General features: G+C 65.1%; 20 protein-coding genes. 5 read left to right on the forward strand and 15 right to left on the reverse strand.

Annotated features, from left to right (window positions below; translation table 11 throughout):
* Positions 1-10 precede the first annotated feature (10 nt).
* Together LYSCAS_RS14655 and LYSCAS_RS14660 are read left to right on the forward strand one after the other, a co-directional pair.
* Positions 11-460, forward strand: coding sequence for a hypothetical protein (locus tag LYSCAS_RS14655; RefSeq protein ID WP_213434785.1), 450 nt, complete (start codon positions 11-13; stop codon positions 458-460).
* Between the two features lie 384 nt (positions 461-844).
* Positions 845-1,258, forward strand: a complete 414-nt coding sequence (locus LYSCAS_RS14660; protein WP_213434786.1) for a hypothetical protein — start codon at positions 845-847, stop codon at positions 1,256-1,258.
* Between the two features lie 1,380 nt (positions 1,259-2,638).
* Here LYSCAS_RS14660 and LYSCAS_RS14665 read toward each other — a convergent pair.
* The 15 genes from LYSCAS_RS14665 to LYSCAS_RS14735 form a co-directional block, all read right to left on the reverse strand.
* Positions 2,639-3,007: a copper-binding protein gene (locus LYSCAS_RS14665; protein ID WP_213434787.1), complete on the reverse strand. Its 369-nt coding sequence runs from the start codon at positions 3,005-3,007 to the stop codon at positions 2,639-2,641.
* Positions 3,004-6,162, reverse strand: coding sequence for an efflux RND transporter permease subunit (locus tag LYSCAS_RS14670; RefSeq protein WP_213434788.1), 3,159 nt, complete (start codon positions 6,160-6,162; stop codon positions 3,004-3,006). Before LYSCAS_RS14670 ends, LYSCAS_RS14665 begins: the two co-directional genes overlap by 4 nt.
* The gene (locus LYSCAS_RS16060) at positions 6,159-7,622 is read right to left on the reverse strand and encodes an efflux RND transporter periplasmic adaptor subunit (RefSeq protein ID WP_213434789.1); all 1,464 of its coding nucleotides are present in this window, start codon (positions 7,620-7,622) and stop codon (positions 6,159-6,161) included. Before LYSCAS_RS16060 ends, LYSCAS_RS14670 begins: the two co-directional genes overlap by 4 nt.
* Entirely contained in the window at positions 7,619-8,911 is a 1,293-nt protein-coding gene (locus LYSCAS_RS14680; RefSeq protein WP_244858567.1) for a TolC family protein, read from the reverse strand. The genes LYSCAS_RS16060 and LYSCAS_RS14680 overlap by 4 nt, the downstream gene beginning before the upstream one ends.
* A 75-nt stretch (positions 8,912-8,986) precedes the next feature.
* Positions 8,987-9,367 carry a hypothetical protein gene (locus LYSCAS_RS14685; RefSeq protein ID WP_244858568.1) on the reverse strand — a complete coding sequence of 127 codons (381 nt, stop codon included), beginning with the start codon at positions 9,365-9,367 and terminating at the stop codon, positions 8,987-8,989.
* A gap of 64 nt (positions 9,368-9,431) precedes the next feature.
* Positions 9,432-9,644, reverse strand: a complete 213-nt coding sequence (locus LYSCAS_RS14690; protein ID WP_213434790.1) for a hypothetical protein — start codon at positions 9,642-9,644, stop codon at positions 9,432-9,434.
* A gap of 79 nt (positions 9,645-9,723) precedes the next feature.
* Positions 9,724-10,230 carry a DUF305 domain-containing protein gene (locus LYSCAS_RS14695; RefSeq protein ID WP_213434791.1) on the reverse strand — a complete coding sequence of 169 codons (507 nt, stop codon included), beginning with the start codon at positions 10,228-10,230 and terminating at the stop codon, positions 9,724-9,726.
* A gap of 20 nt (positions 10,231-10,250) precedes the next feature.
* The gene (locus LYSCAS_RS14700) at positions 10,251-12,347 is read right to left on the reverse strand and encodes a copper-transporting P-type ATPase (RefSeq protein WP_213437859.1); all 2,097 of its coding nucleotides are present in this window, start codon (positions 12,345-12,347) and stop codon (positions 10,251-10,253) included.
* A gap of 130 nt (positions 12,348-12,477) precedes the next feature.
* Positions 12,478-13,140, reverse strand: coding sequence for a c-type cytochrome (locus LYSCAS_RS14705; protein WP_244858569.1), 663 nt, complete (start codon positions 13,138-13,140; stop codon positions 12,478-12,480).
* Between the two features lie 71 nt (positions 13,141-13,211).
* Positions 13,212-14,246 carry a copper resistance protein B gene (locus LYSCAS_RS14710; RefSeq protein ID WP_213434793.1) on the reverse strand — a complete coding sequence of 345 codons (1,035 nt, stop codon included), beginning with the start codon at positions 14,244-14,246 and terminating at the stop codon, positions 13,212-13,214.
* Positions 14,243-16,072, reverse strand: coding sequence for a copper resistance system multicopper oxidase (locus LYSCAS_RS14715; protein ID WP_213434794.1), 1,830 nt, complete (start codon positions 16,070-16,072; stop codon positions 14,243-14,245). Before LYSCAS_RS14715 ends, LYSCAS_RS14710 begins: the two co-directional genes overlap by 4 nt.
* A gap of 81 nt (positions 16,073-16,153) precedes the next feature.
* Positions 16,154-16,594 (reverse strand): CopL family metal-binding regulatory protein, encoded by a 441-nt coding sequence (locus tag LYSCAS_RS14720; RefSeq protein ID WP_213434795.1) that lies wholly within the window; start codon positions 16,592-16,594, stop codon positions 16,154-16,156.
* A gap of 89 nt (positions 16,595-16,683) precedes the next feature.
* On the reverse strand, positions 16,684-17,079 hold the full coding sequence (locus LYSCAS_RS14725) for a hypothetical protein (RefSeq protein WP_213434796.1): 396 nt from the start codon (positions 17,077-17,079) through the stop codon (positions 16,684-16,686).
* A 136-nt stretch (positions 17,080-17,215) separates the two neighbouring features.
* Positions 17,216-17,470, reverse strand: a complete 255-nt coding sequence (locus tag LYSCAS_RS14730) for a heavy-metal-associated domain-containing protein (protein ID WP_213434797.1) — start codon at positions 17,468-17,470, stop codon at positions 17,216-17,218.
* 13 nt (positions 17,471-17,483) lie between these two features.
* Complete coding sequence (locus LYSCAS_RS14735; protein WP_213434798.1) at positions 17,484-17,717, reverse strand: heavy-metal-associated domain-containing protein; 234 nt, start codon at positions 17,715-17,717, stop codon at positions 17,484-17,486.
* A gap of 152 nt (positions 17,718-17,869) precedes the next feature.
* On the opposite strand from LYSCAS_RS14735, the gene LYSCAS_RS14740 reads away from it, so the two are divergent.
* From LYSCAS_RS14740 to LYSCAS_RS14750, 3 genes are all read left to right on the forward strand, one after another.
* A complete protein-coding gene (locus tag LYSCAS_RS14740) occupies positions 17,870-20,074 on the forward strand; it encodes a heavy metal translocating P-type ATPase (protein WP_244858570.1) in 2,205 nt (734 codons plus the stop codon).
* Between the two features lie 11 nt (positions 20,075-20,085).
* A complete protein-coding gene (cueR, locus tag LYSCAS_RS14745) occupies positions 20,086-20,526 on the forward strand; it encodes a Cu(I)-responsive transcriptional regulator (protein ID WP_213434800.1) in 441 nt (146 codons plus the stop codon).
* 220 nt (positions 20,527-20,746) lie between these two features.
* Positions 20,747-21,331, forward strand: a complete 585-nt coding sequence (locus LYSCAS_RS14750; RefSeq protein WP_244858571.1) for a cation transporter — start codon at positions 20,747-20,749, stop codon at positions 21,329-21,331.
* The last annotated feature ends 11 nt before the right edge of the window (positions 21,332-21,342 follow it).

The raw sequence follows: 21,342 nt of genomic DNA on the forward strand, positions 1-21,342 counted from the left end.
GAGTTCAACTATGCCAACGCAATCGTCTGCGCCCAGGCGCAAGCGCGGGTTGTCTCCGCTCGGTAAGCTGGTCATTCGCGGCGTTGCCCATAAACTGCGCTTCGAGCTTCAGTCCGGATCGACCCGGGCGGAACTGAAAGCTGCGACCGAAGAAGCCGTCGAAGCTTTAATGCACCTGTCGAACCCCCATCGCGGTCGTTCAAGCGAGCGAATCAACGCGGTGATCTCGCACTTTCGCACTCGTCGCATGATCGGTCGTCCGATCACTTATACGGCGGCAGCCCGGTATCACTTGGCATCGGAGGCGTTGTTGAAGCTACGGTCCGCCGCAAGCGAAGCCGAGCTCGTGACTTTCGACGACCTGCAGGAATTCCTTCGATTAGCCCGCGAAATACCCAAGCATACGGTCGACAAACTTGCCAAACGCGCGCGCGCGCGGGCGGTCAAGTTGAAGATTTGATCCCCTTTTGAATCCAAAAGGGTAGCCGCGTCGCAGCCGCGTGCAGACTACCGTTGCCGCACCAGTAACAGATCGGTGCCCCGGCGATGAAGGTGTTGCTCCACGTGCAGGATGTCCGAGAAGCGCTCGGCGAATGCCGAACAACGTTCTACGGCGCGACCGGCAGCTATCACGACCCTGATTTCCCCCTACCCGTTCGACGGCCGGGTCGCGCCCCCCAATGGCTTCAAGCCGACATCGAACGCTTTGCGGCTTCGCTAGCCGATCGTTATCGCGCATCGAAACATCCAGCCCCTGCGACTTGTCTTGCTGCGCCGGCCCGTAACGCTCATGCAGGGCGCGGTCGCCCGCGGAAGGCACGCCCGTTCTCGGAGGTAAATCCGGATGTCGATTGATTCGCGCGAACTTGCGACGAAGTTGAAGTCCATGGCCGAGGCCAGTTACCACGTCCTGGTCGACGTTGCCCGAAGTCCTTCGATTGATGGTTTTCCGTTCGCCCATCAAACGCTCTGGGACATCGGCGAGACATTGCGTCGGTTCACAGCCCACGCGCTCGCCGCGCCCGCGCCCGAGGTTCAGCTCACAATGCACGTCGAACCGGACCATGCGTGGGCGGTCGACCTGCACGAGGCGGCGGAACACCTGAATTGGGTTGCCGGCGGCCTGCGCACCGCGTTGATTGAGGCCGTCCAGCACGCCGACGAAGAAGAGTGGGCATGGGCTGCGCACCAGATGCTCCTGGAGGCGACATGGGCGCTCACTCAACTCGAATGCGTGCACGCCAAAGGGGAACCGTGATGGCCGGGAAGCTCTTCAATCTGAAGGGTCGGTTGGCATCCGGCCCCTACGTCACGATCCCGCGCGCCGTCCTCGAATCGCCGGCTTTCATGAGCAGGTCGGCCAACTCCAAACGTCTGTTGTTCGACCTCATGGCGGGCTTCCGCTTCGGCCACAACGGTGACATCGCGGCTACCAGGACCATCATGCGCAGGCGTGGATGGACGTCTAACTCCTCACTTCAGAGCGCCATCAACGAACTGCTGGCGGCAGGCTTGATCGAGTTGACCAGACAAGGCGGCCTCCATCGATGCTCACTTTTCGCATTCACTTGGATGGCCATCGACGCATGCGAAGGCAAGCTTGATGTTAGGCCGACGGCAACGCCTTCCAGTCTGTGGCAGAAGTTCGAGGTGTCGGGTGCGAATGAAGCACCAGCCTTTGAAGCGGGCCATATCGCCCCTGTGAAAGGGCCATCGAAGCCTTCCCCAAAGGCGCAGCCGGTCGCGGTAGGCCTTCAGACAGGGCCAACTACATTGTCGCCGCGATGTGCGGTGGCCCGCGACAAGGGCACCTTTGAATTCACCATGTCCATAACATCAACGGCGAAGAGGCTACTTGCCTGCCGCACGAAACAGCTTGAGGTGCGTGGAGGGAAGCCGTGGCGACCGAGCCGGGCGCCGAGGGCACGGGGGGGATGGAAAAATCTATGCGCACCGCGGCAGCCGGCCACCCCCTGCGCTTGTAATTAATGGCTTAGGTTCGAAAACCATGAGGTGAGCGATGGCCAGAAAGCCGATTGAATCCCCCGCCCCGCACGTTGTTGGTCCGCCAGAAGATCTCACGGAGGCGGAACTCGCCATGTGGGACCGGGAGTTCAAAGCAGTGCCCTTCGGTCATTTCGTGCGCGCCGACATCCCGGCCATGCGAGATCACGTACACCTTGTGTGCGAAGAGGCAGAAGCGCGAGCAGCAATGTTGGTGCGGAACCGAACCCGTGACGCCACTGCACATTGGCGCGGTGTCTGCGCTGCGGTAATGGGGAGTCGTCGGGCCCTCCGCCTGCTTCCGAATTCGCGGCAAACACCGCGCCGCGCGGGACTGATCGCCGCGGGAAGCGCAAGCGCGGAGCCTGACCTATTCGACAACTCTCGACGCGATTGGCGAAGCCTCTTTCCGAACCCAGTTGCGCCTGACACGGACCGCAAGGGTCGTAAAGGCGGACATTGACTGACAAGCAGTTGCGGCGACGAGGCGGCGTCGCTCATTGTGGCCGCACGAATATCAAATCGCATGTCGCCCTCATCGGCATAGAAACCGAGCCCCGTCGCGCTGCGCGGCCCGGGCAATGAATCTACTTGTAACCCGACAGCACGAAGCAGTGCAGCGCGTGGGCGCCGCTCAGTTCTCGGGCTGGCGACGTGCGATTTCGGTCAGCGTTGCATCCATGCCTTGCGACTTGAACTTGAAGTCGACGTGGTCACCGAGGCGGATTGCAGTCACGTCGATCGCTCCGGTCCGGAACTTCATCGTCATGGGCGGCCACTTCAATTGCGCCACGGGACCGTGCGCGATGGTGATCGTTCCGCCTGCCGGGTCCATTGCTTCGACGACGCCGCTAGCAGTCGCAACGGTAGCGGGCGCGACGTCAGCCATGGCGCGAGCGGACGTCGCCGCCGCAACTGGCTGGGGGCCTGTTTCCTGGGGCGGTCGATCCTGCGAGCACGCGGCCAGCAACATGGGCACAAACAGCAAGGTGAGGTGCTTCATTTCGTTTTCCTGGTTGTAGTGGAATTGTTTCGGGCGAGCTCGCGGCGCCGTAGCAGCACGAACGCGGCGGGGATTACGAGCATCGACAAGAGGGGCGCGCTGATCATGCCGCCGACTATCGGGGCCGCGATGCGTTGCATCACCTCCGACCCTGCACCGCCGCCGATCATGATCGGCAAGAGACCGGCAAGGATGACGGCGACCGTCATCGCCTTCGGCCTGACGCGCTGCACCGCGCCTTCCCGGATGGCTGCGTCGAGTTCGACACCGCCTGCCTCAGGATTGGCTGCGAGTTGTCGCTCCCATGCGTGGCGCAGGTACAGGAGCATGATGATGCCGAACTCCGCGGCAACGCCGGCGAGTGCAATGAATCCAATGAGCGTCGCCACCGACACGGCATGCCCCAGCGCCCAGATCAGCCACAACCCGCCAATCAATGCCAACGGCAGGCTCAGCATGATGACCAGGGCCTCCGAAGCGCGCCGAAAGACGAAGTAGATCAGGCAGAAGATGATCGCCAACGTCGCCGGCACGACGAGACGCAGGCGCTCGCCAGCGCGTTTCAGATACTCGAACTGGCCGGACCAATCCACGGCATAGCCCGCCGGCATCGCCACTTGCTTGGCGACGTTGCGTTGCAAGTCGGCGACAACCGATCCCAGATCGCGTCCCGCCACATCGACGTACACATAGGTGCTCAAGCGCGCGTTGTCGCTGCGGAGCATCGGCGGCCCTTCGCTGAAGGTCAGTTCGGCCACCTGCCCCAGTGTCAGTTGCGCCCCGCCGGGCGCGATGATCGGGAGTTGCGCGAGTGCTGGCAACGAGTCGCGAACCTGGCGCGGGTAGCGCACGACCACCGGGTAGCGTTCGCGTCCCTGAAGGGTCTCTGTGACGGGGCTGCCGCCCACCACCGTCGCAATCAGCCGCTGCACGTCGGCCTGGCTCAGGCCGTACCGTGCCGCCGCGTCGGGTCGAACCGTGACATCGAGATAGCGCCCCCCGGCTATCCGCTCTGCCAGCGCCGAGCTGACGCCCGGGACCGTGCGCGCGATGCGTTCGATGCGATCACTCAACTCGGCCAGCACGGCGACGTCTGGCCCCGACACCTTGATGCCGATCGGGCTCTTGATGCCAGTGGCCAGCATGTCGATTCGGTTGCGGATCGGAGGTACGAACAAGTTCGTGAGCCCCGGCACACGCACGGCGCGATCGAGTTCGACGCGGAGCTTCTCCGGTGTCATCCCCGGCCGCCATTGGCTTCGCGGCTTGAATGTGATTGTGGTCTCGAACATTTCCAGCGGCGCAGGGTCCGTTGCGGTTTCAGCGCGACCTGCCTTGCCGAAAACGTGGTCCACTTCGGGCACGGCCTTGAGCATCCTGTCCGTCAACTGCAGCAGTTGCGCCGTCTTGCCTGCGGACATGCCCGGGAGCGCCGAGGGCATGTACAGCAACGTGCCTTCTTCCAACGGCGGCATGAACTCGCTGCCCAGGCGCAACATCGGGATCGCGCTCAGCAGCAGCGCGGCGCCCCCCAGCGCGAGCGTCAGCTTCGGGAAACGCAGCACGAGGTCAAGCGCTGGTTTGTACATCGCGATCAGCATGCGATTGAGCGGATTGTCCCGCTCGGAGCGAATGTTCCCGCGGATCAGGTAGCCCATCAGCACCGGGATCAGGGTGATGGAGAGGCCCGCTGCCGCGGCCATCGCGTAGGTCTTGGTGAACGCCAGCGGTGAGAACAGCCGCCCTTCCTGCGCCTGCAGCGCGAACACCGGCACGAAGGACAGCGTGATCACCACCAGGCTCACGAACAGGGCCGGGCCGACTTCGCTGGCGGAAGTGGCCATCAACGCCCAGCGTTCGTCGCCTTCCGGCTCGCGCCCATGCGCCCCGCGGAAATGTTCGAGGTGCTTGTGCGCGTTCTCGATCATGACGACCGCCGCATCGACCATCGCGCCGATCGCAATCGCGATACCGCCCAGCGAAAGCAGGTTGGCGGTGATGCCCTGGTAGCGCATGACGATGAACGCCGCGAGCACGCCCAGCGGCAGCGTGATCACCGCGACCAGCGACGAGCGGATGTGCCACAAGAACAGCGCGCACACCAGCGCGACCACGAGGAACTCTTCCCCCAGCTTGCGGGTGAGGTTGTGCACGGCGTGGAGGATCAGCTCGGACCGATCGTACGTCGGCACGATTTCGACACCGCGCGGCAGGCTCGCCTTCAACGCCTGCAGCCGCGCCTTGACGGCTTCGATGGCTACCAACGCATTCTTGCCGGAACGCAGGATGACGACGCCGCCGGCGACCTCGCCTTCCCCGTCGAGTTCGGTGATGCCACGTCGCAGGATAGGCCCGCGTTCCACGGTGGCAATGTCACGCAGGAGGACCGGCACACCGCCTGCGATCATCGAGACCGGCACATTTTCAAAATCCTCGCGCGTGCGCAGATAGCCCTCACTCCGGACCATGAACTCGGCTTCGCCCTGCTCGATCACCGATCCGCCGGTCGCACCGTTCGCGGATTGGATCGCCCCAGTAAGCTGGTCGATGGTGATCCCGCGAGCGGCCAGTGCCCGCGGATCGGGCGTGACCTGCCACGCCTGCACCATGCCGCCCACGCTGGCCACTTCGGCGACGTCGGGCACAGTCTTGAGGTCGTAGCGCAAGAACCAATCTTGCAACGCGCGCAGTTGTCCGAGGTCGTGGCGACCCGTGCGATCGACGAGCGCGTACTCGTAAATCCAGCCCACGCCGGTCGCATCAGGTCCGATCGCAGGATTGACCTGGGCCGGCAAGCGATCGCGCACCTGGCTCAGATATTCGAGGACGCGGGACCGCGCCCAGTACAGATCGGTCTTGTCATCGAACAGCACGTACACAAACGAGTCGCCGAAGAAGGAAAAACCGCGCACCGCTTTCACGCCAGGCACCGACAGCATCGTCGTGGTGAGTGGATAGGTGACCTGATCCTCGACGATGCGTGGCGCCTGGCCGGGCCACTCGGTGCGGATGATGACCTGCGTGTCCGACAGATCGGGCAAGGCATCGAGCGGCGTGTGCATCGTCGACCAGATCCCGACGACCGCTAGCGCAACGGCGGCGAGCAGCACGAACAGCCGATGGGCGATCGACGCCCGGATGATGCGGGCGATCATGGCTGCTGCCCTGCGGCGTCAGGCACATCACGGATGGTGCAGTCCGCGTTCGCCTTCGGGGCAAACTTGGGCACCAGTTGCATGTCCATGAAAGGCGACTTGCCGGGCTTGTCGAAGTGCTTGTCCGGCGCCATCGGGTCGTACCAATACACCACCGGGCATTTCCGTTGGGCGGACGCCGAAGGCGAAGGTGGCATCGTCATCTCCGGCATGCCCGGCATGACGTCGCTCGGCATCTTGTCGCGGTCGGTTGCGTCGAGGCGTTCGAGCGCACCCGAGAGGTTCGCTTCCGAATCAATCAGGAACTGGCCAGAAACCACCACCCGCTCGCCGCCTTTCAAGCCCGTGAGAATCTCGGTCATCCCGCCACCGCTGCGGCCTGCCTCCACATGCACCGCGCGAAAGGTGTCGTCGGCCGCGAGCACTATCACCCGCGCCTGGGACCCGGCGCCGATCAGCGCTTCGGTCGGCACGAGCGGTCGTTCGCCGCCCGCGGACGGATGCAATGCAATGCGCGCGAACATGCCCGGCACGAGCACGCCACGCGGGTTGTCGAGCACGATGCGCGCTTGTTGCGTGCGGCTGTTCGTGTCGACTTGCGACAGCACGGCTTCAACGCGGCCACGAAAGGTTTCGCCCGGCAATGCGTCGACCGTCGCATCCACCGGCGTCCCGTTCGCAATGCCTGCGAGCCCCGCCTGCGGAATGGCGGCTTCGAGCCAGACGGTCTGCGTGCCATTGATGCGGAACAACAACGTGCCCATCGGCGCGGCTTGGCCCTCGCGAACTCCGATTTCACTGACGACGCCGGTGACCGGCGAGGTCAACGTGAGGCGGCCGCGCTGGCCCGTGCCACTCCCTTCGGGAAGACCCAATGCGCGCAATCGTTCATGCGCGGCTGGTCGCAACCCCTGCGCCGCGGGAGAGCTTGCGTTGCCCAGCGCCTGCGCCTCGGCAATCGCGGTGTTCCAACTCGGCGCGATGATGCGGGCCAAAGGCTGTCCTGCCCGCACCCGTTCAAATGGCGCGCGCACATCCAGGTGCTCGACAACCGAATCGACGCGGGCACTGACGATGCGCTCCTGGCGCAAGTCCCAAGTGATCGTGCCGGGCACTTCAAGCGTCGCGCCCAATCGTCCGGGCTTGACCACCGCCGTGCGCATGCCGAGGTTCTGGCGCACGCCGGGTGCAATGGAAATGCCCCCCGATGTCGCCTCATCGGCGTACTTCGGCACCATTGGCATGTCCATGAAGGGCGACTTGCCGGGTTTGTCGAAGTGCTGGTCCGGCACCATCGGGTCGTACCAATAAATGACCTGGCGGTCGGCTGGCTGCATGTTGGGCGAAGCGGTCGTGGATGCGCTCTCGCGGGACCGCCCGAACCAGTAGCCAATGCCGACGGCCGCCAGGAGCGCGACGAATCCGGCAACGATTTGCAAACGGCGATGCGTGGTGGTCATGGCTGCGTCTCCGCGGGCAACAGGAAGGCCAACGCGGCCCAGGCACGTCCCAGTTCACCGAGGTGTTCGGCGTGCGCGAGATGGACATCGAGCTCGTCTCGACGAGCGCTGAGCCATGGTTGCAGATCGCCGCCGGCGCGGTATGCGGCGAGCGTCGTCGCGCTGCGGTCCTGCGCGAGGGGCAACAAGGCGTCCTCGTGCAACACGACCTGGCGTTTCAATCCTTCCCACCGAGCGATATCGGCGCGAATGCGCGCTGCTTCCTGGCGGCGGAGGTCCTCTCGGCTTGCGAGCGCTGCCTGGTAGTCGGCCTCTCGGGCGCTGATTCCACGGTCTTGCCGATTGCGCGAGAAGAGCGGCAAGCCGATGCCCACCTCCAACATGATCATGTCGCTGCGACCACCGGCGCGCTGGCCGTACGAAGCCCCAACGCTCCAGTCCGATCGCTTGTCCGCGCGGGCCACGTCAATCGCGGCCGCCGCTGTTTCGACTTGCGCGGTCGCGGGCAGCAACGGGCCGACCCGATCAACCGCCGCAAGCAACTGGGACTCGGACATCGGGAGCGAATTGAAATCCGGCGCCACGTTGCTCACCTCGACCGCGGCATCACCCACCCAGCGCGCGAGTCCGGCTTGCGCTGCGCGTTTCTCTGCCTGCGTGGCCTCGATGCGGTTGTCGAGTTCGAGCAGGGCGGCTTCGGTGGCGAGTGCGTCGCTGACCGTTTCACTACCGCCCGACACGCGCGCCTTGGCCAGTTTCGCCGCCAGCGCGGCTTGCTCCCTCAGCATCTGCAGCGCTGTCAATTCGCGATGGGCCGACCACACGGCGATCCATGCTTCCGCGGTGGCACGGCGTACCGCCAGCGCTTCTGCCTCCGCCTTGGCCGTCGCCTCGTCGACCTGCCGGTCCGCGAACGACACTCGCGCCAAACGTTTCGCACGGGACGGGATCTCTTGCCACAGACCAATTTTCTTCATGGTCATGTCGTCCGCGCTCGCATCGAACGCATCACTTCCCGTCACCGGATAGTTATCGACGCCAATCGTCAGCCTGGGATCAGGAAGGGCCCCGGCGCGGGCGGCTTCCTCCTGCGCGGCGGCGACGCCGAACCGACGGGCATCGAGCATGGGCGCGCGCGTGCCGGCCAGGCGCAAGGCCTCGGACAATGAGATGTCATCGGCCGCGACCGCAGTCGCGAATGGCGTGGTCAACATGACCACGCTGAAGAAATGGGCGAGCGCGTGCGTTGGCAAGCGCCACGCGCTGCAACGATCGAATCGGGCGTTCATGAAGCCTCCAAAACGGACATGGCGACGCGCGCGGCGCTACTGGCACCGGCGCGGATTGCTACGTCATTTCGGGGGCTAGATCAGAAGGCTGCAGAAACGCAGCCGCGGTGGAGGGTCCGATCGCGCGATCGGCACGTCGGCCTGGACTGCGACGCGGGAGGTGGATTGCAGGACGAGTGGCACGAGCATCGGTGCCGGCAGCGCCAGTGGGGGCACCGACAGTTTCACCGTATCGACGACCACGGAATGTTCCGGATTGCAGTGCTTGTCGCACAGCGCGGGGTTATCCCGGGCCAGGTCCATCCCCATCTCCGCGCAGTGCCCGGCCATTGCCGCCATCCCGGCCGGCATCTGCTCGATGGGGCACAGGTACGCCGCCAGCGCGGCCTGCTGGAACAGCAGGCAGACGATTGCCAACAAGGCAATCCTCAGGCGATGGCGGGCGCGCCGGGTCATGGGCGGGATGTTACTACCGGCCCGGCCGATGGTGGAGCGTCTTGGCGAAGCCTGCATGGCCCCCTCATGCAAGTCCAAGCTCGGACTTGGAAATCACGGCAAAGGTGCTCCGGGCGATCTCGACAACGACGCGCCGATACACCTCCTGCCCCAGCGCGTCGCCGGTCAATTGCCCGATGTACTCCAGCGGCCCCAGATCGCGCTTACTCTCCGGCTCGGGTGAGTTGTTAGGCGTGAGCACGTATCCAGCGCTGCATCGGAACAAGTTGAACGTCATGGTGTGTCGCTCCCCTTGAGTCGCCTGTCGGAATACGTACCTGCCCAGCAACCGCTTTGCATCCGGTCGTCGGCGATGTTCATGGCCTCGGATTCTCGTCGCCGAGCAACGCCTTCATCCTCCGGATCTCGTCGCGCTGCGACGCCAGGATTTCCGCACACAACGCTTGCACTTCGGCGCCATCGCGACCCTTGCGTTCCTCGCACATGAGGATCGCGCCGGCATGGTGCGGGATCATCGAGCGCAGGAACTGGCGTTCGGTCACGGCGGCCTGCTGCCGGATCAGTGCCCAGAAAACGATCATCGCCACGACCCCGATGGACACCAGGAGCGCGTTGCGCTTCTTGTCGGGATACATGCCCCACATGACCAGCAATTCGATCACAAGCATCGGGGCCGCCATCAGCCCAGCCATCCAGGCTTGGTTGACGCTTCCATACACATTCCCCAATCGATCCACCATCGCGTACATCAAGGCGTACATCGCCAGGAACGACAGGCCCATCATCACCAGCAGGCGAACGTAATGCCCGCCGTGCATTTGCTGCTTCGCCTGCTTTCCGTGTGCCGCATGTTCGTGCTGCATGGTGTTTCTCCTTGTCTTGGCTACTGCGAATCGGGGGTGATGCGCGCACCTGCGCCCAGGCGCAGCGCATTGGCCACTACGGAAACCGAACTCAGGCTCATCGCGAGGGCCGCGATCATGGGGCTGAGCAAGAGGTGGAACACCGGGTACAACACACCGGCCGCGATCGGGACGCCGAGCGCGTTGTAGGCGAATGCGAACCCGAGGTTCTGCTTCATGTTGCGCACCGTGGCGTCGGACAGCTCGCGCGCGCGCAGGATGCCGCGCAAGTCGCCCTTGACCAAGGTGACCTGGGCGCTGGACATCGCGACATCCGTGCCCGTGCCCATCGCCACGCCCACGTCGGCCGCTGCCAGCGCCGGTGCATCGTTGATGCCATCGCCCGCCATCGCGACCTGTTTTCCCTGCGCCTGTAGAGCGCGCACGAGCTCCGCCTTGTCTGCCGGACTGACTTCGCCGTGGAACTCGTCGATGCCGAGGCGCGCGGCGACCGCGCGCGCGGTCGTTTCGCCGTCCCCGGTTGCCATGACCACATGCAGGCCGCTGCGCCGCAGCGCCTCCAACGTGGGCAGCGCCGATTCCTTGATCGGGTCGGCAACGGCGAGCAAACCCGCAACGCGACCGTCCATGGCGAGGAACATCACGCTGGCGCCGTCCTTCCGAAACGCTTCCGCCCTGTCCCGCCATTGCGTGATATCCGCGCCGACCTGTTCCATCAAGCGGGTGTTGCCGAGCGCCACGTCGCGCCCTTCGATGTGGCCGCGCACGCCGAACCCGGTCACTGAGTCGAATCCGTCGACGGCAGCAAGTGTCATTTCACGCCGTCGCGCTTCCGCGACGATCGCCGCGGCCAGCGGATGCTCGCTTCCCTGGTCCAGGCTTGCCGCGATGCGCAATACTTCTGCTGGCGCGACACCGTCGGCGCCCACGGCATCGCGATACGCGGGATGCCCTTCGGTCAGCGTGCCCGTCTTGTCGACGATCAAGGTGTCGATGCGACGGATGCGCTCGATCGCTTCCGCATCCTTGAACAACACGCCGCCCGTCGCACCGCGCCCGGTGGCGACCATGATCGACATCGGCGTTGCCAAGCCCAACGCGCACGGGCACGCGATGATCAGCACCGAAATTGCGTTCAGCACCGCGTAGGTCCATGCGGGTTCCGGCCCGAAGAAGCCCCACGCCAGAAACGTGATCGCAGCAGCGGCCAGCACCGCGAGGACGAACCAGTAGGCGACGCGATCGGCCATGCGCTGCATCGGCGCACGCGACCGCTGAGCCTGCGCGACGAGCTGCACGATCTGCGACAGCACGGTGTCGGCGCCCACCTTTTCGGCGCGCATGATGAGCGAGCCGGTGCCGTTGATCGTCGCACCGATCAGGCGCGCGCCCGCGTCCTTGCGCTGCGGGATCGGCTCGCCGGTGATCATCGATTCGTCGACGCTGCCCTGCCCCTCCAACACCGTTCCGTCCACCGGCACCTTTTCTCCGGGGCGCACGCGCAGCCGATCGCCGACGTGCACGTCCTCAAGCTGAACATCCTCTTCGGCGCCGTCGTCTCCGATCCGGCGCGCGGTCTTCGGTGCGAGCCCCAACAACGCCTTGATCGCCGCAGATGTCTTGGACCTTGCGCGCAACTCCAACATCTGTCCCAACAGCGTGAGAGAGACGATGACCACGGCCGCCTCGAAATACACGCCGACACGCCCGTGCGCATGGAACGACGCCGGGAACAGCCCTGGCGCAACGGTGGCGACGACGCTGTACCCGAAAGCCGCCGCCACACCGATGCCGATCAGCGTCCACATATTGGGGCTGCGGTGGCGGATGGATTGCACGCAACGCACGAAGAACGGCAACCCCGCCCACGCTACGACCGGCACGCTGAGCGCCATCTCCAACCACGCCCTTGCCTGCGGCGACAACGCGGTCCATCGATGGCCCCACATCGCGAGCACGACGACCATGATCGTCAACGGCAGCGTTAACCAAAAGCGCCGGGAGAAGTCCCGCAACTCGTGATTCTCGTCGTCGTCCAGGGACGGGAGTTCCGGCTCCAACGCCATGCCACAGATCGGGCAAATGCCCGGGCCGGCCTGGCGAATTTGGGGATGCATCGGACAGGTGTAGATCGTTCCCGCATCCTTCGCGGGCGGCATCGAAACCGCCGTATGCCCGTCACCATGGTGATGCGCGTGGCCATGCGCGTGCGGATTGTCATGATTGGCGTTGTTCATGCTCGGTGGCTCAGTGATGATGACCAGGCTGGCCGTGCGCGGGCACCGTCGACGCGGCGGCCGGCATCTGATGCTCGTGTTGCTCGGCGTGCGCGGACACCGTCGACGAGGACGCGGGCATCTCGTGCTCGTGATGCTCGCCATGCGCTTCTTCCATCTCGTGATCGTCGTTGTCGTGGTGGTGGTGGCCGGTTTCGCCACCTCCGTGCGAGTGCCCTTCGCTATGCGCCACCGTGTCGCGGTAGGCGTCGGCGTCCAGCTTCGGCAGTTTTTGGAGGAACGCGACCATGTTCCAGATGTACTCGTCGTTCATGCTCTTGCCCCAGGCCGGCATGCCCGACGCCTTGATGCCGTGCTTGATTGCCCAGAACGCCTCACGAGGCGGCACTTGCTCGCGCGCCAGGTTGGGTGGCGCTGGGTAAAGACCTTTGCTCAACTCGGTTTCCGCGATACCCGGCGCGAGGTGACATCCCGTGCACATGGCGTCGTAGTTTCCGGCTCCCTGGCGGATACGGGCGGGATCGTTCAACGGCGGTAGCGTGAGCTCTTTCGCGCGGACGGCAATGGACCGTTCGCGCATCGTCCTCAAGAGCGACAACACCGGGCGCGTGTGCGCGTTGTCGGCGCCGATGTCGTACGAACCGGAGTAAACGAATCCAGCGAAGGCGAGCACGCCCACGCCTGACAGGACTGCGAGTGTGAGAAGCGTTGATCGCTTTACGAATGGCATGGTGGCTCTCCCCTTCAAAACCAAACCCTGACGCCCACAACGATGCGGGTGTCGCTCTTGTCTTCGCCCAGCGCGCGACGAAAGTCCGCCGTGTCGCCGAACGCGCGCTCGTACACGACGCCGATGTAGGGTGCGAACTTGCGGTGCACCTCGTACCGAAGTCGAAGTCCCGCCTCCATCGTCGAGAGGCCGGAGCCAACCCCGCGGCGCTCGTCGTCCTTGCCGTTGAAGTTGGCCTCCACAAGCGGTTGCAGGATGAGCCGGTTGGTCAGCAACACCTCGTACTCGGCTTCGATCCGCGCCGCTGTTCGGCCTGACGCGCCGACGTACGCCGTGGCCTCGACTTCAAACTTGTAGGGCGCGATGCCCACGAGACCGATCGCGGCCCAATCTTGCGACTTGCCGGGTTTGAAGTCGTGTCGAACGCCGCCGACGACATCCCACCAGCGAGCGATTGGTCGGCCATACATGACCTCAAGATCGGCGGATTCCGTGCGGTCGTCGACACGCTCGCCTTCGGAACGCAGCCACACCTTGTCGGTGTCGGTGCCGATCCACGCCTGCCCTTCCCAGGCCAGCCCGTTGCCATGGTCGGCATCGAAGGCTTCGAGGCGATTGAACAGGACCTTCGAGTGCACGGTGTTGTCGTGCTCAGCGTGGTGGTGCTCGGTAGGTCGCGCTGCTTCACGGTCCGCGTCGGTCAACGCCGGGATCGGCGTGCGAAGCTCGCCGGGCACGGGCACCGCGCCGTCCATCTGCATCTGCGAATGGTCCATCGTCGGGTGCTCCATCTGCATCTGCGAATGGTCCATCGTCGAGTGGTCGACGGGTTTTTCGGCGCGCGGCTTCTGCGCAGGCTTCTGCTTCTGCTTCGGCTTGGTCGCTGGCTTGGGTGCTGGCTTCGCAGGCGGCGTTGCCTTCGGCGGCTGCGCGGGCTTCGCCGGCATCGGCATCGGCATCGGCATTGACGAATGATCGTGATGTTGCGCGGCCGCGCCGGTCGACAGCATCAACCCGATCGCGAGAGTCTTGAACTTGAACATCTTCATTCTTCGACCCTCACTTCGCGCATCATCCCGGCTTCCATGTGGAACAGAAGGTGGCAGTGGTACGCCCAGCCACCGAGCGCGTCTGCGCGCACGCGGTAGCTGCGCCGCGTTCCCGGCGGGATATCGAGCGTGTGTTTCCGTAGGTGGAAATTGCCGTCATCGTCTTCCAGGTCGCTCCACATGCCGTGCAGGTGGATGGGGTGCGACATCATCGTGTCGTTGACGAGCACGATCCGAAGACGCTCGCCGTAATTCAGTCGCAGGGGTTCAACCTCCGAGAACTTCTGGCCATTGAAGCCCCATACGAAGCGTTCCATGTGGCCCGTGAGGTGCAATTCGATTTCGCGGCCGGGGTCGCGGCCATCGGGGTCCTCGAACGCGCTCTTCAACATGCCGTAGCTGAGGACCTTGCGGCCGTTGTCGCGCAGGCCGATGCCGGGATCGTCGAGCCGCGGCATGGGCGACATCGTTTGCATGTCGACGAACGGATTGCCGGCTTCGCTTGTCGGATGCACCGGCATCGCGGCGCCATGCTGCATGCCGGGCATGTCGTGCCCCATGCCCGCATGGTCCATCCCAGCCATGTCGTGTTGCATCGCGCCAGGTTGCATCCCCGCCATGTCGTGCTGCATCGCGCCGCCGCCCATGCCGGGCATGTCATGTCCCATGCCGCCGTGACCCATGTCAGCCATCGCCAGGATCGCGCGCGGGTCAAGCGAGGGCACGGGCGCGCGCAGCCCGTCGCGCACCGCGAGCGTGCCGCTGATGTAGCCCGTGTGGGCCATGTCCTGCGCGAAGATCGTGTAGGCGTCTTGCCCGGTCGGTTCGACGATGACGTCGTACGTTTCCGCAGGCGCCATCCGGAACTCATCGACCGTCACCGGATGCACGTACTGCCCGTCGGCGGCGACCACCGTCATCTTGAGGCCCGGGATGCGCACGTCGAAGTAGGTCATCGACGAGCCGTTGATGAAGCGCAGGCGCACCTTTTCGCCGGACCGGAACAGGCCGGTCCAGTTCGCGAGCGACGTCGCGCCATTCATCAGGTAGGTGTAGGTATTCGCGTTGACGTCCGACAGGTCGGTCGGCGTCATCCGCATCTTGCCCCACAACTTGCGGTCGTCGATCGTGGCGGACAGACCATCGCGCTTCGCGTCGCGCATGAAATCGCCGACGGTGCGCTTGTAGTAGTTGTCGTACCCCGGCATCTTCTTCAAGCGCGCGAACAGTGCCGTGGGGTCGAGATCGGTCCAGTCGGTGAGCATCACGACGTGCTCGCGATCGTATGAGAACGGCTCGGACGCGATGGGGTCGATGACGAGCGGCCCGTAGAGCCCGGCCTGCTCCTGGAACCCGGAGTGGCTGTGATACCAGTACGTGCCGCCCTGCTTCACCGTGAAGCGATAGTGGTACGTCTCGCCGCGCCCGATGCCGTCAAAGCTGATGCCCGGCACGCCATCCATGTTGGCGGGCAGCAGGATGCCGTGCCAATGGATCGAGGCTTCATGCCCGTGGATCGATCCGGCGGGCAGCGCGTTGCTCACGCGCAGGTTGACCGTCGTGCCTTCCTTCCAGCGCAACAAGGGCGCGGGGATGGAGCCGTTGACGGTAATGGCCGTGCGCGTGCGGCCGGTGAAGTTGGCCGGCGACTCGCCGATGACTAGGTCGAACTCGGTGCCGCTCAACGTGGCGTTGCGCGTGACACCAGGGGAAGCGCGCAGCGGGAAGCCGCCGAAGCCGGCCAGTACGCCGGCTGCGGCAAGACCTTGCAAAAACTGACGACGCGCCGGATAGACAGGCGCTCCTAGAAAACGATCGGAAGACATCCAACCACTCCAAAGAATCGGGCATGCGTACGCGATCGAACGCGCACGAGCGGAAGCGCCACGCAGGCGCTGGGGGTCCGCTTAGCCGATGGGAGGTCGGATCAGGTGTGGAAGCGCCGGGCTCGCGAACGAAACGCGCAACGCAGCGACGGGCGCGGCCGAAGGTAGCGTCGAGATGGCAAACGCCCCGAACGCAGGGATCGTGGGCGCGTGCGAAACGCAACTGCACAGGCAGGCGCCCGGCAGGCAGCAGTCGTAATGCGCGGCCGGTGGTGCGGGTGCGTTGTGGTCGGCAGCCATGGCCGCATGCATCATCGCCGGCATGGCGTGGTCCGCAGCCATCGCCGCGTGCGTCATCCCTGGCATGTCGTGGCACGGCCGTTCGGCAAATTGCCCGGCGGCGGGCGTAGCAGCCATGCCGGCGTTGAAGGCCATCATCGTGCTCGCATACACCGCCGACGTGCCGTTCGCCACGAGGGCGATGCACAGCAGTAGGCGAAGCAGGATGGACCGGAGACGCATGGCGGCACTCTACCCGAACCAGGCGGAGGACAGGTCAACTGTACCCGCGGCAGGTTTTCGGCGGGGCCAGCTCGGCTGCGACGCCGTCCTCATGCGCGGCGATGCCTGGTGGACAGCAGCAGGGCAATGCACGCGGCTGCCGCGATGTCGAAGGTGCCGCAGAAGGCGGGCCACCATGCAGGCATGCCGGGATTGGTCATGAGCGGGTGGAGCACGAAGTCGAAGACGCCGTGTGCCGCAAGTCCAACGACGATGAGCCAATGCCAGCGCCTGAAGCCTGCGACGGCGGCAAGGAGGAAGGCGGTCGCGATCGCTGATTCCACCACCATCGCCGATATCGAACCTGCCATCGCCGCGAACAGCACGTAGTACGACGCGACCACCATCAAAAGCGTGGCGTGGAAGGAGCGGTCGCGCGAGAAACCCGACAATGCCGCCAGTCCGAGCAAGATGAACGCGACCAGGGTGCCTGCGATGTAACCCATTGCGGTGCCTCCACTCATCGAGGGGTTCAGACGGGCACGACCCGGGCCCGACTTGGGCGAGTCTGCGGATGGATGGGACGGGTGTAAATGGCACGGTGCGGGATCATTGGGGCCCGGAACTAGCGAGCCTCGCGGATCAGACGTACTGCGTGGGGGGTCGCGTGCCGTTCCAGATCGCATCCTCGATCGACCCGTCGAGAACCGATCTGATGTGGAAACCGCGCGCTTCGATGGCCGTGCATGCTTGTTCGAGCGACATCCGGCCCGCGATGCCTACATGGCGCGTGCCCGCATCGACCTTGATGCGCGCGCCGATGTCGATATCAAGCACCGCGTCTACGATGGCACGCACGCAATCGCCGCAGCGAATGCCGTCAACGAGGAATTTCATTTCGCCTCTCCGATCAGGCTTGGCACGTACCGCAGCAAGCTTTCGGCGCGTCCTGCACCGACACCACTCGATAACCTTCCGATTCGATCGCTGCGGTCGCCAGGCCGGCGTCCACGCCGCCCTTGATGATCACGCTGCCGCCGGCGACATCCACCTGCACGGTTGCATTCGCATCCAACGACTGGATGGCCTTGGTGATTGCGCGGACGCAATGCCCGCACGTCATCCCTTCGACGATCAGTTTCATGGCCTTCTCCCGTCCGGCGAATTGCCGGCGGAAGGAGACTCCGGCTTACCCCGATGGGAAGGTCAAGCGGAAGCAACCCATGGGATGCGGTGGTTGACCTTCCCCTCATGGGAAGCCCGAAAGTGCGCCGCATCCTTCCCGAGGCCATCGCCATGAACGCCATCGCCGTCCCCTCGAACGCAGCGCAGCGGACCATGGAGTTCGCCATCGAGGGCATGACCTGCGCGTCCTGCGTGGCCCGCATCGAGCGCGCGTTGCGAAAGGTGCCTGGCGTGGTCGGGGCCACCGTCAACCTGGCCACGGAACGAGCGTCCGTCCACGTCGATGACGACGTAGCCGATGAGGCGCTGCACGCCGCGGTGGTCGATGCCGGATACGCCGTCAAAGCGGCCAACCCGCGCATGCCCGAATACGAGGCCTCGGTGTCTGGCATGTCGACCGAAGCACGCAACCTGATCGTCGCCGCAGTCTTGTCGCTGCCGCTCATGCTGCCGATGGCAGCCATGCCTTTCGGGCTGCACTGGGGCCTGCCGGGCTGGTGGCAATTGGCACTCGCTGCGCCGGTGCAGTTCGGGCTCGGCCTGCGCTTCTACAAATCAGCGTGGAAGGCCGTGCGCGCAGGCACGGGCAACATGGACCTGCTCGTCGCGCTGGGCACGTCGGCGGGATTCGGGTTGAGCCTGTTCAACCTGCTGCGCGCACCAGGTCACCACGGCAACTGGCCGCTGTACTTCGAGGCGTCGGCCGCGGTGACCACGTTGGTCTTGCTCGGCAAGTGGCTGGAAGGACGCGCGAAGCGACAGACCACTGAGGCGATAGGAGCGTTGCAGGCGCTGCGGCCGGGCACGGCGCGCGTCATCCGCGACGGCGTCGAGCAAGACCTTGTGATCGACGCGGTCGTCACCAGCGACGTCGTGATCGTGCGTCCCGGCGAGCGCTTCCCCGTGGATGGCGATGTGGTCGAAGGCCGCACGCATGCCGACGAATCGCTGGTCACGGGCGAATCGCTGCCGGTGGCAAAGGAGGTCGGCGACCGTGTTACCGGCGGCGCCATCAACGGCGATGGTCGCGTTGTATTGCGCGCGACGGCGGTCGGCTCCGAAAGCGTGCTGGCCCGCATCATCCGCATGGTCGAGGAAGCGCAAGGGCGCAAGGCGCCGATCCAACAGGTCGTTGATCGGGTGAGCGCCGTGTTCGTCCCCGTCGTGGTGGGGATCTCGCTCGTTACCTTCGCTGCCTGGGGCCTTGGGACCAGCGATTGGAGCGCGGCGATCCTGCACGCGATCGCGGTGCTCGTCATCGCCTGTCCGTGCGCCCTGGGCCTGGCGACGCCGACGGCGGTGATGGCAGGCACAGGCGTCGCGGCGCGCGCCGGCGTGCTGTTCAAGGATGCCGAGGCGCTGGAAATCGCCAAGCACGTAGCGATCGTCGCGTTCGACAAGACCGGCACACTGACCGAAGGCAAACCTGTCCTCGCCCAGCGCGCGGCCGTCGACGGCGATGCGCGTGAACTTCTGCGCCTCGCCGCGTCGATGCAGTCGGGGTCCGAGCATCCGCTTGCGAAGGCCGTGGTCGCCGCATACGACGAGGTCGTGGCGACGGCCGACGATGTTCAGGCTGTCCCGGGTCGCGGTTTGCGTGGTTCGGTTGAAGGCCGCGAACTCTTCCTGGGGAGCACCCTGTGGATGCGCGAGGAAGGTGTCGACCTGTCACCGCTGGCGGAGCGTCAAGCTGTGCTCACCTCGTCGGGCCATTCGGTGTCCTGGCTTGCCGAGCGTACGCACGCTGGTGTTCGACTTCTCGGCTTGCTGTCCTTCCGTGACCAGCCGCGCCCCGGGGCACGAGAAGCGATCGCGCGCCTCCATGGCATGGGCCTGCGCACGATCATGATCTCCGGCGACAATCGCAGCGCGGCCGAGACCGTCGCACGCGCGCTAGGCATTGACGAAGTCCGTGCCGAAGTCCTCCCGGGTGGCAAGGCCGACGTCGTGCGCGAGTTGCAGCGCGACGGTCGCGTTGCCATGGTCGGCGACGGCATCAACGACGCGCCCGCCCTCGCCGCCGCCGACGTCGGCATCGCGATGGGCAGCGGCACCGACGTCGCGATGCACGCAGCCGGCATCACGCTCATGCGCTCCGAGCCATCCCTGGTCGCCGACGCCATCGACATCTCCCGCCGCACCACGCGCAAGATTCACCAGAACCTGTTCTGGGCGTTCGGCTATAACGTCGTCGGCCTGCCGCTCGCCGCGATGGGACTCCTCGACCCGGTTATTGCCAGCGCCGCGATGGCCTTCTCGTCGGTCAGCGTCGTGTCGAATACCCTGTTGCTGCGCCGCTGGTCGCCGTCGCCGTGAGGACCTCTTCCATGCCCCGTAAAGCCCCACGCCCCGAACTTGCCGACGCCAAGTCGCAAGGCTTCCACAACATCGGCGAGGCCGCCGCGCTCACCGGAATCAGTGCGAAGATGATCCGGCACTACGAGAGCATCGACCTGATCCCGGAGGCGGGCCGCACCTTCGCCGGCTACCGCATCTACACCGACAACGACCTGCACCGCATCCGCTTCATCAAGCGCGCACGCACGCTGGGCTTCTCCATGAAGGAAATCGCGAACCTGCTCGGCCTGTGGGACGACCGCGGGCGCGCCAGCGCAGACGTGAAGAAGCTCGCGCACCAGCATGCGCAAGCGCTGGCGGAAAAGATCGCGGAAATGCAGTCGATGCAGCGGACGCTCGAAGACCTCGCGCGCCGTTGCCACGGCGATGCGCGACCGGAGTGTCCGATCCTCGACGACCTCGCTTCGTAGTGGGCCGCACCGCCAAGAAGTGAGACTCTCGACGACAGGAGCGCGCGGCAAAAGCCCGCCATCTCCGCGCCCGGCGAGCGCGAGTATGCTTCCGCGGCGGGATGTGGATTCTGTGCCGGATACTGACTGGGCGCGTCTGCCGACGGCCACATTGGTAATCAACGAGTTGAGGAGACCCGGAGTGGGCGATTGCTGCGGTTGCGACCTCGATATCAAGGCCATGCAGGAAGCGCAGAAGCGCGTCCTCCGCACGGTCATGCTGATCAACATCGCGACCTTCGGGATGATGGTCGGCGCGGCTTGGTACAGCCGATCATCGGCGCTCCTGTCAGGCACGCTGGACAACCTCGGCGACGCTGTAACGTACGCACTCAGCCTGTCTGTTGTCGCGGCCGGAGCGCGCGCCAAGGCTCGTGTAGCCGTATTCAAAGGGGCGCTCATTTCGTGCGCCGCACTCGGCGTTGCGATTCAGATCGGATGGCGACTGGCGCACCCGACGGTGCCAATCTTTGAAGGCATGGGTGTCGCCGCGATCCTCAACCTCGCAGCAAATCTGTATTGCCTGCGCCTCCTGAATCCGTACCGTGCCGGCGACGTCAACATGGCTTCCGCGTGGGAGTGCTCGCGCAACGACGTCTTCGAGGGGATTGCCGTCATCGTCGCGACGGTCGCCGTGTGGGTGTTCGATGCGGGATGGCCCGACATCGTCGTGGCGATTGCGCTCCTGTTGCTGTTCCTGCGGTCCGCATTTCGCGTCCTGCGATCGGCGACATTGGCCTACCGCGCCTCGCCGTCCAACACCTGAACCCGCGACGC

It is taken from the genome of Noviluteimonas caseinilytica (assembly GCF_018406605.1).
Classification (GTDB): domain Bacteria; phylum Pseudomonadota; class Gammaproteobacteria; order Xanthomonadales; family Xanthomonadaceae; genus Noviluteimonas; species Noviluteimonas caseinilytica.

What these genes read in the sequence shown, in the direction of transcription:
- LYSCAS_RS14655 (WP_213434785.1), top strand. Translation starts at nt 11, where the DNA reads ATGCCAACGCAATCGTCTGCGCCCAGGCGCAAGCGCGGGTTGTCTCCG.
- LYSCAS_RS14660 (WP_213434786.1), top strand. Translation starts at nt 845, where the DNA reads ATGTCGATTGATTCGCGCGAACTTGCGACGAAGTTGAAGTCCATGGCC.
- LYSCAS_RS14665 (WP_213434787.1), bottom strand. Translation starts at nt 3,007, where the DNA reads ATGAAGCACCTCACCTTGCTGTTTGTGCCCATGTTGCTGGCCGCGTGC.
- LYSCAS_RS14670 (WP_213434788.1), bottom strand. Translation starts at nt 6,162, where the DNA reads ATGATCGCCCGCATCATCCGGGCGTCGATCGCCCATCGGCTGTTCGTG.
- LYSCAS_RS16060 (WP_213434789.1), bottom strand. Translation starts at nt 7,622, where the DNA reads ATGACCACCACGCATCGCCGTTTGCAAATCGTTGCCGGATTCGTCGCG.
- LYSCAS_RS14680 (WP_244858567.1), bottom strand. Translation starts at nt 8,911, where the DNA reads ATGAACGCCCGATTCGATCGTTGCAGCGCGTGGCGCTTGCCAACGCAC.
- LYSCAS_RS14685 (WP_244858568.1), bottom strand. Translation starts at nt 9,367, where the DNA reads ATGACCCGGCGCGCCCGCCATCGCCTGAGGATTGCCTTGTTGGCAATC.
- LYSCAS_RS14690 (WP_213434790.1), bottom strand. Translation starts at nt 9,644, where the DNA reads ATGACGTTCAACTTGTTCCGATGCAGCGCTGGATACGTGCTCACGCCT.
- LYSCAS_RS14695 (WP_213434791.1), bottom strand. Translation starts at nt 10,230, where the DNA reads ATGCAGCACGAACATGCGGCACACGGAAAGCAGGCGAAGCAGCAAATG.
- LYSCAS_RS14700 (WP_213437859.1), bottom strand. Translation starts at nt 12,347, where the DNA reads ATGCATCCCCAAATTCGCCAGGCCGGCCCGGGCATTTGCCCGATCTGT.
- LYSCAS_RS14710 (WP_213434793.1), bottom strand. Translation starts at nt 14,246, where the DNA reads ATGAAGATGTTCAAGTTCAAGACTCTCGCGATCGGGTTGATGCTGTCG.
- LYSCAS_RS14715 (WP_213434794.1), bottom strand. Translation starts at nt 16,072, where the DNA reads ATGTCTTCCGATCGTTTTCTAGGAGCGCCTGTCTATCCGGCGCGTCGT.
- LYSCAS_RS14720 (WP_213434795.1), bottom strand. Translation starts at nt 16,594, where the DNA reads ATGCGTCTCCGGTCCATCCTGCTTCGCCTACTGCTGTGCATCGCCCTC.
- LYSCAS_RS14725 (WP_213434796.1), bottom strand. Translation starts at nt 17,079, where the DNA reads ATGGGTTACATCGCAGGCACCCTGGTCGCGTTCATCTTGCTCGGACTG.
- LYSCAS_RS14730 (WP_213434797.1), bottom strand. Translation starts at nt 17,470, where the DNA reads ATGAAATTCCTCGTTGACGGCATTCGCTGCGGCGATTGCGTGCGTGCC.
- LYSCAS_RS14735 (WP_213434798.1), bottom strand. Translation starts at nt 17,717, where the DNA reads ATGAAACTGATCGTCGAAGGGATGACGTGCGGGCATTGCGTCCGCGCA.
- LYSCAS_RS14740 (WP_244858570.1), top strand. Translation starts at nt 17,870, where the DNA reads ATGAACGCCATCGCCGTCCCCTCGAACGCAGCGCAGCGGACCATGGAG.
- cueR (WP_213434800.1), top strand. Translation starts at nt 20,086, where the DNA reads ATGCCCCGTAAAGCCCCACGCCCCGAACTTGCCGACGCCAAGTCGCAA.
- LYSCAS_RS14750 (WP_244858571.1), top strand. Translation starts at nt 20,747, where the DNA reads ATGCAGGAAGCGCAGAAGCGCGTCCTCCGCACGGTCATGCTGATCAAC.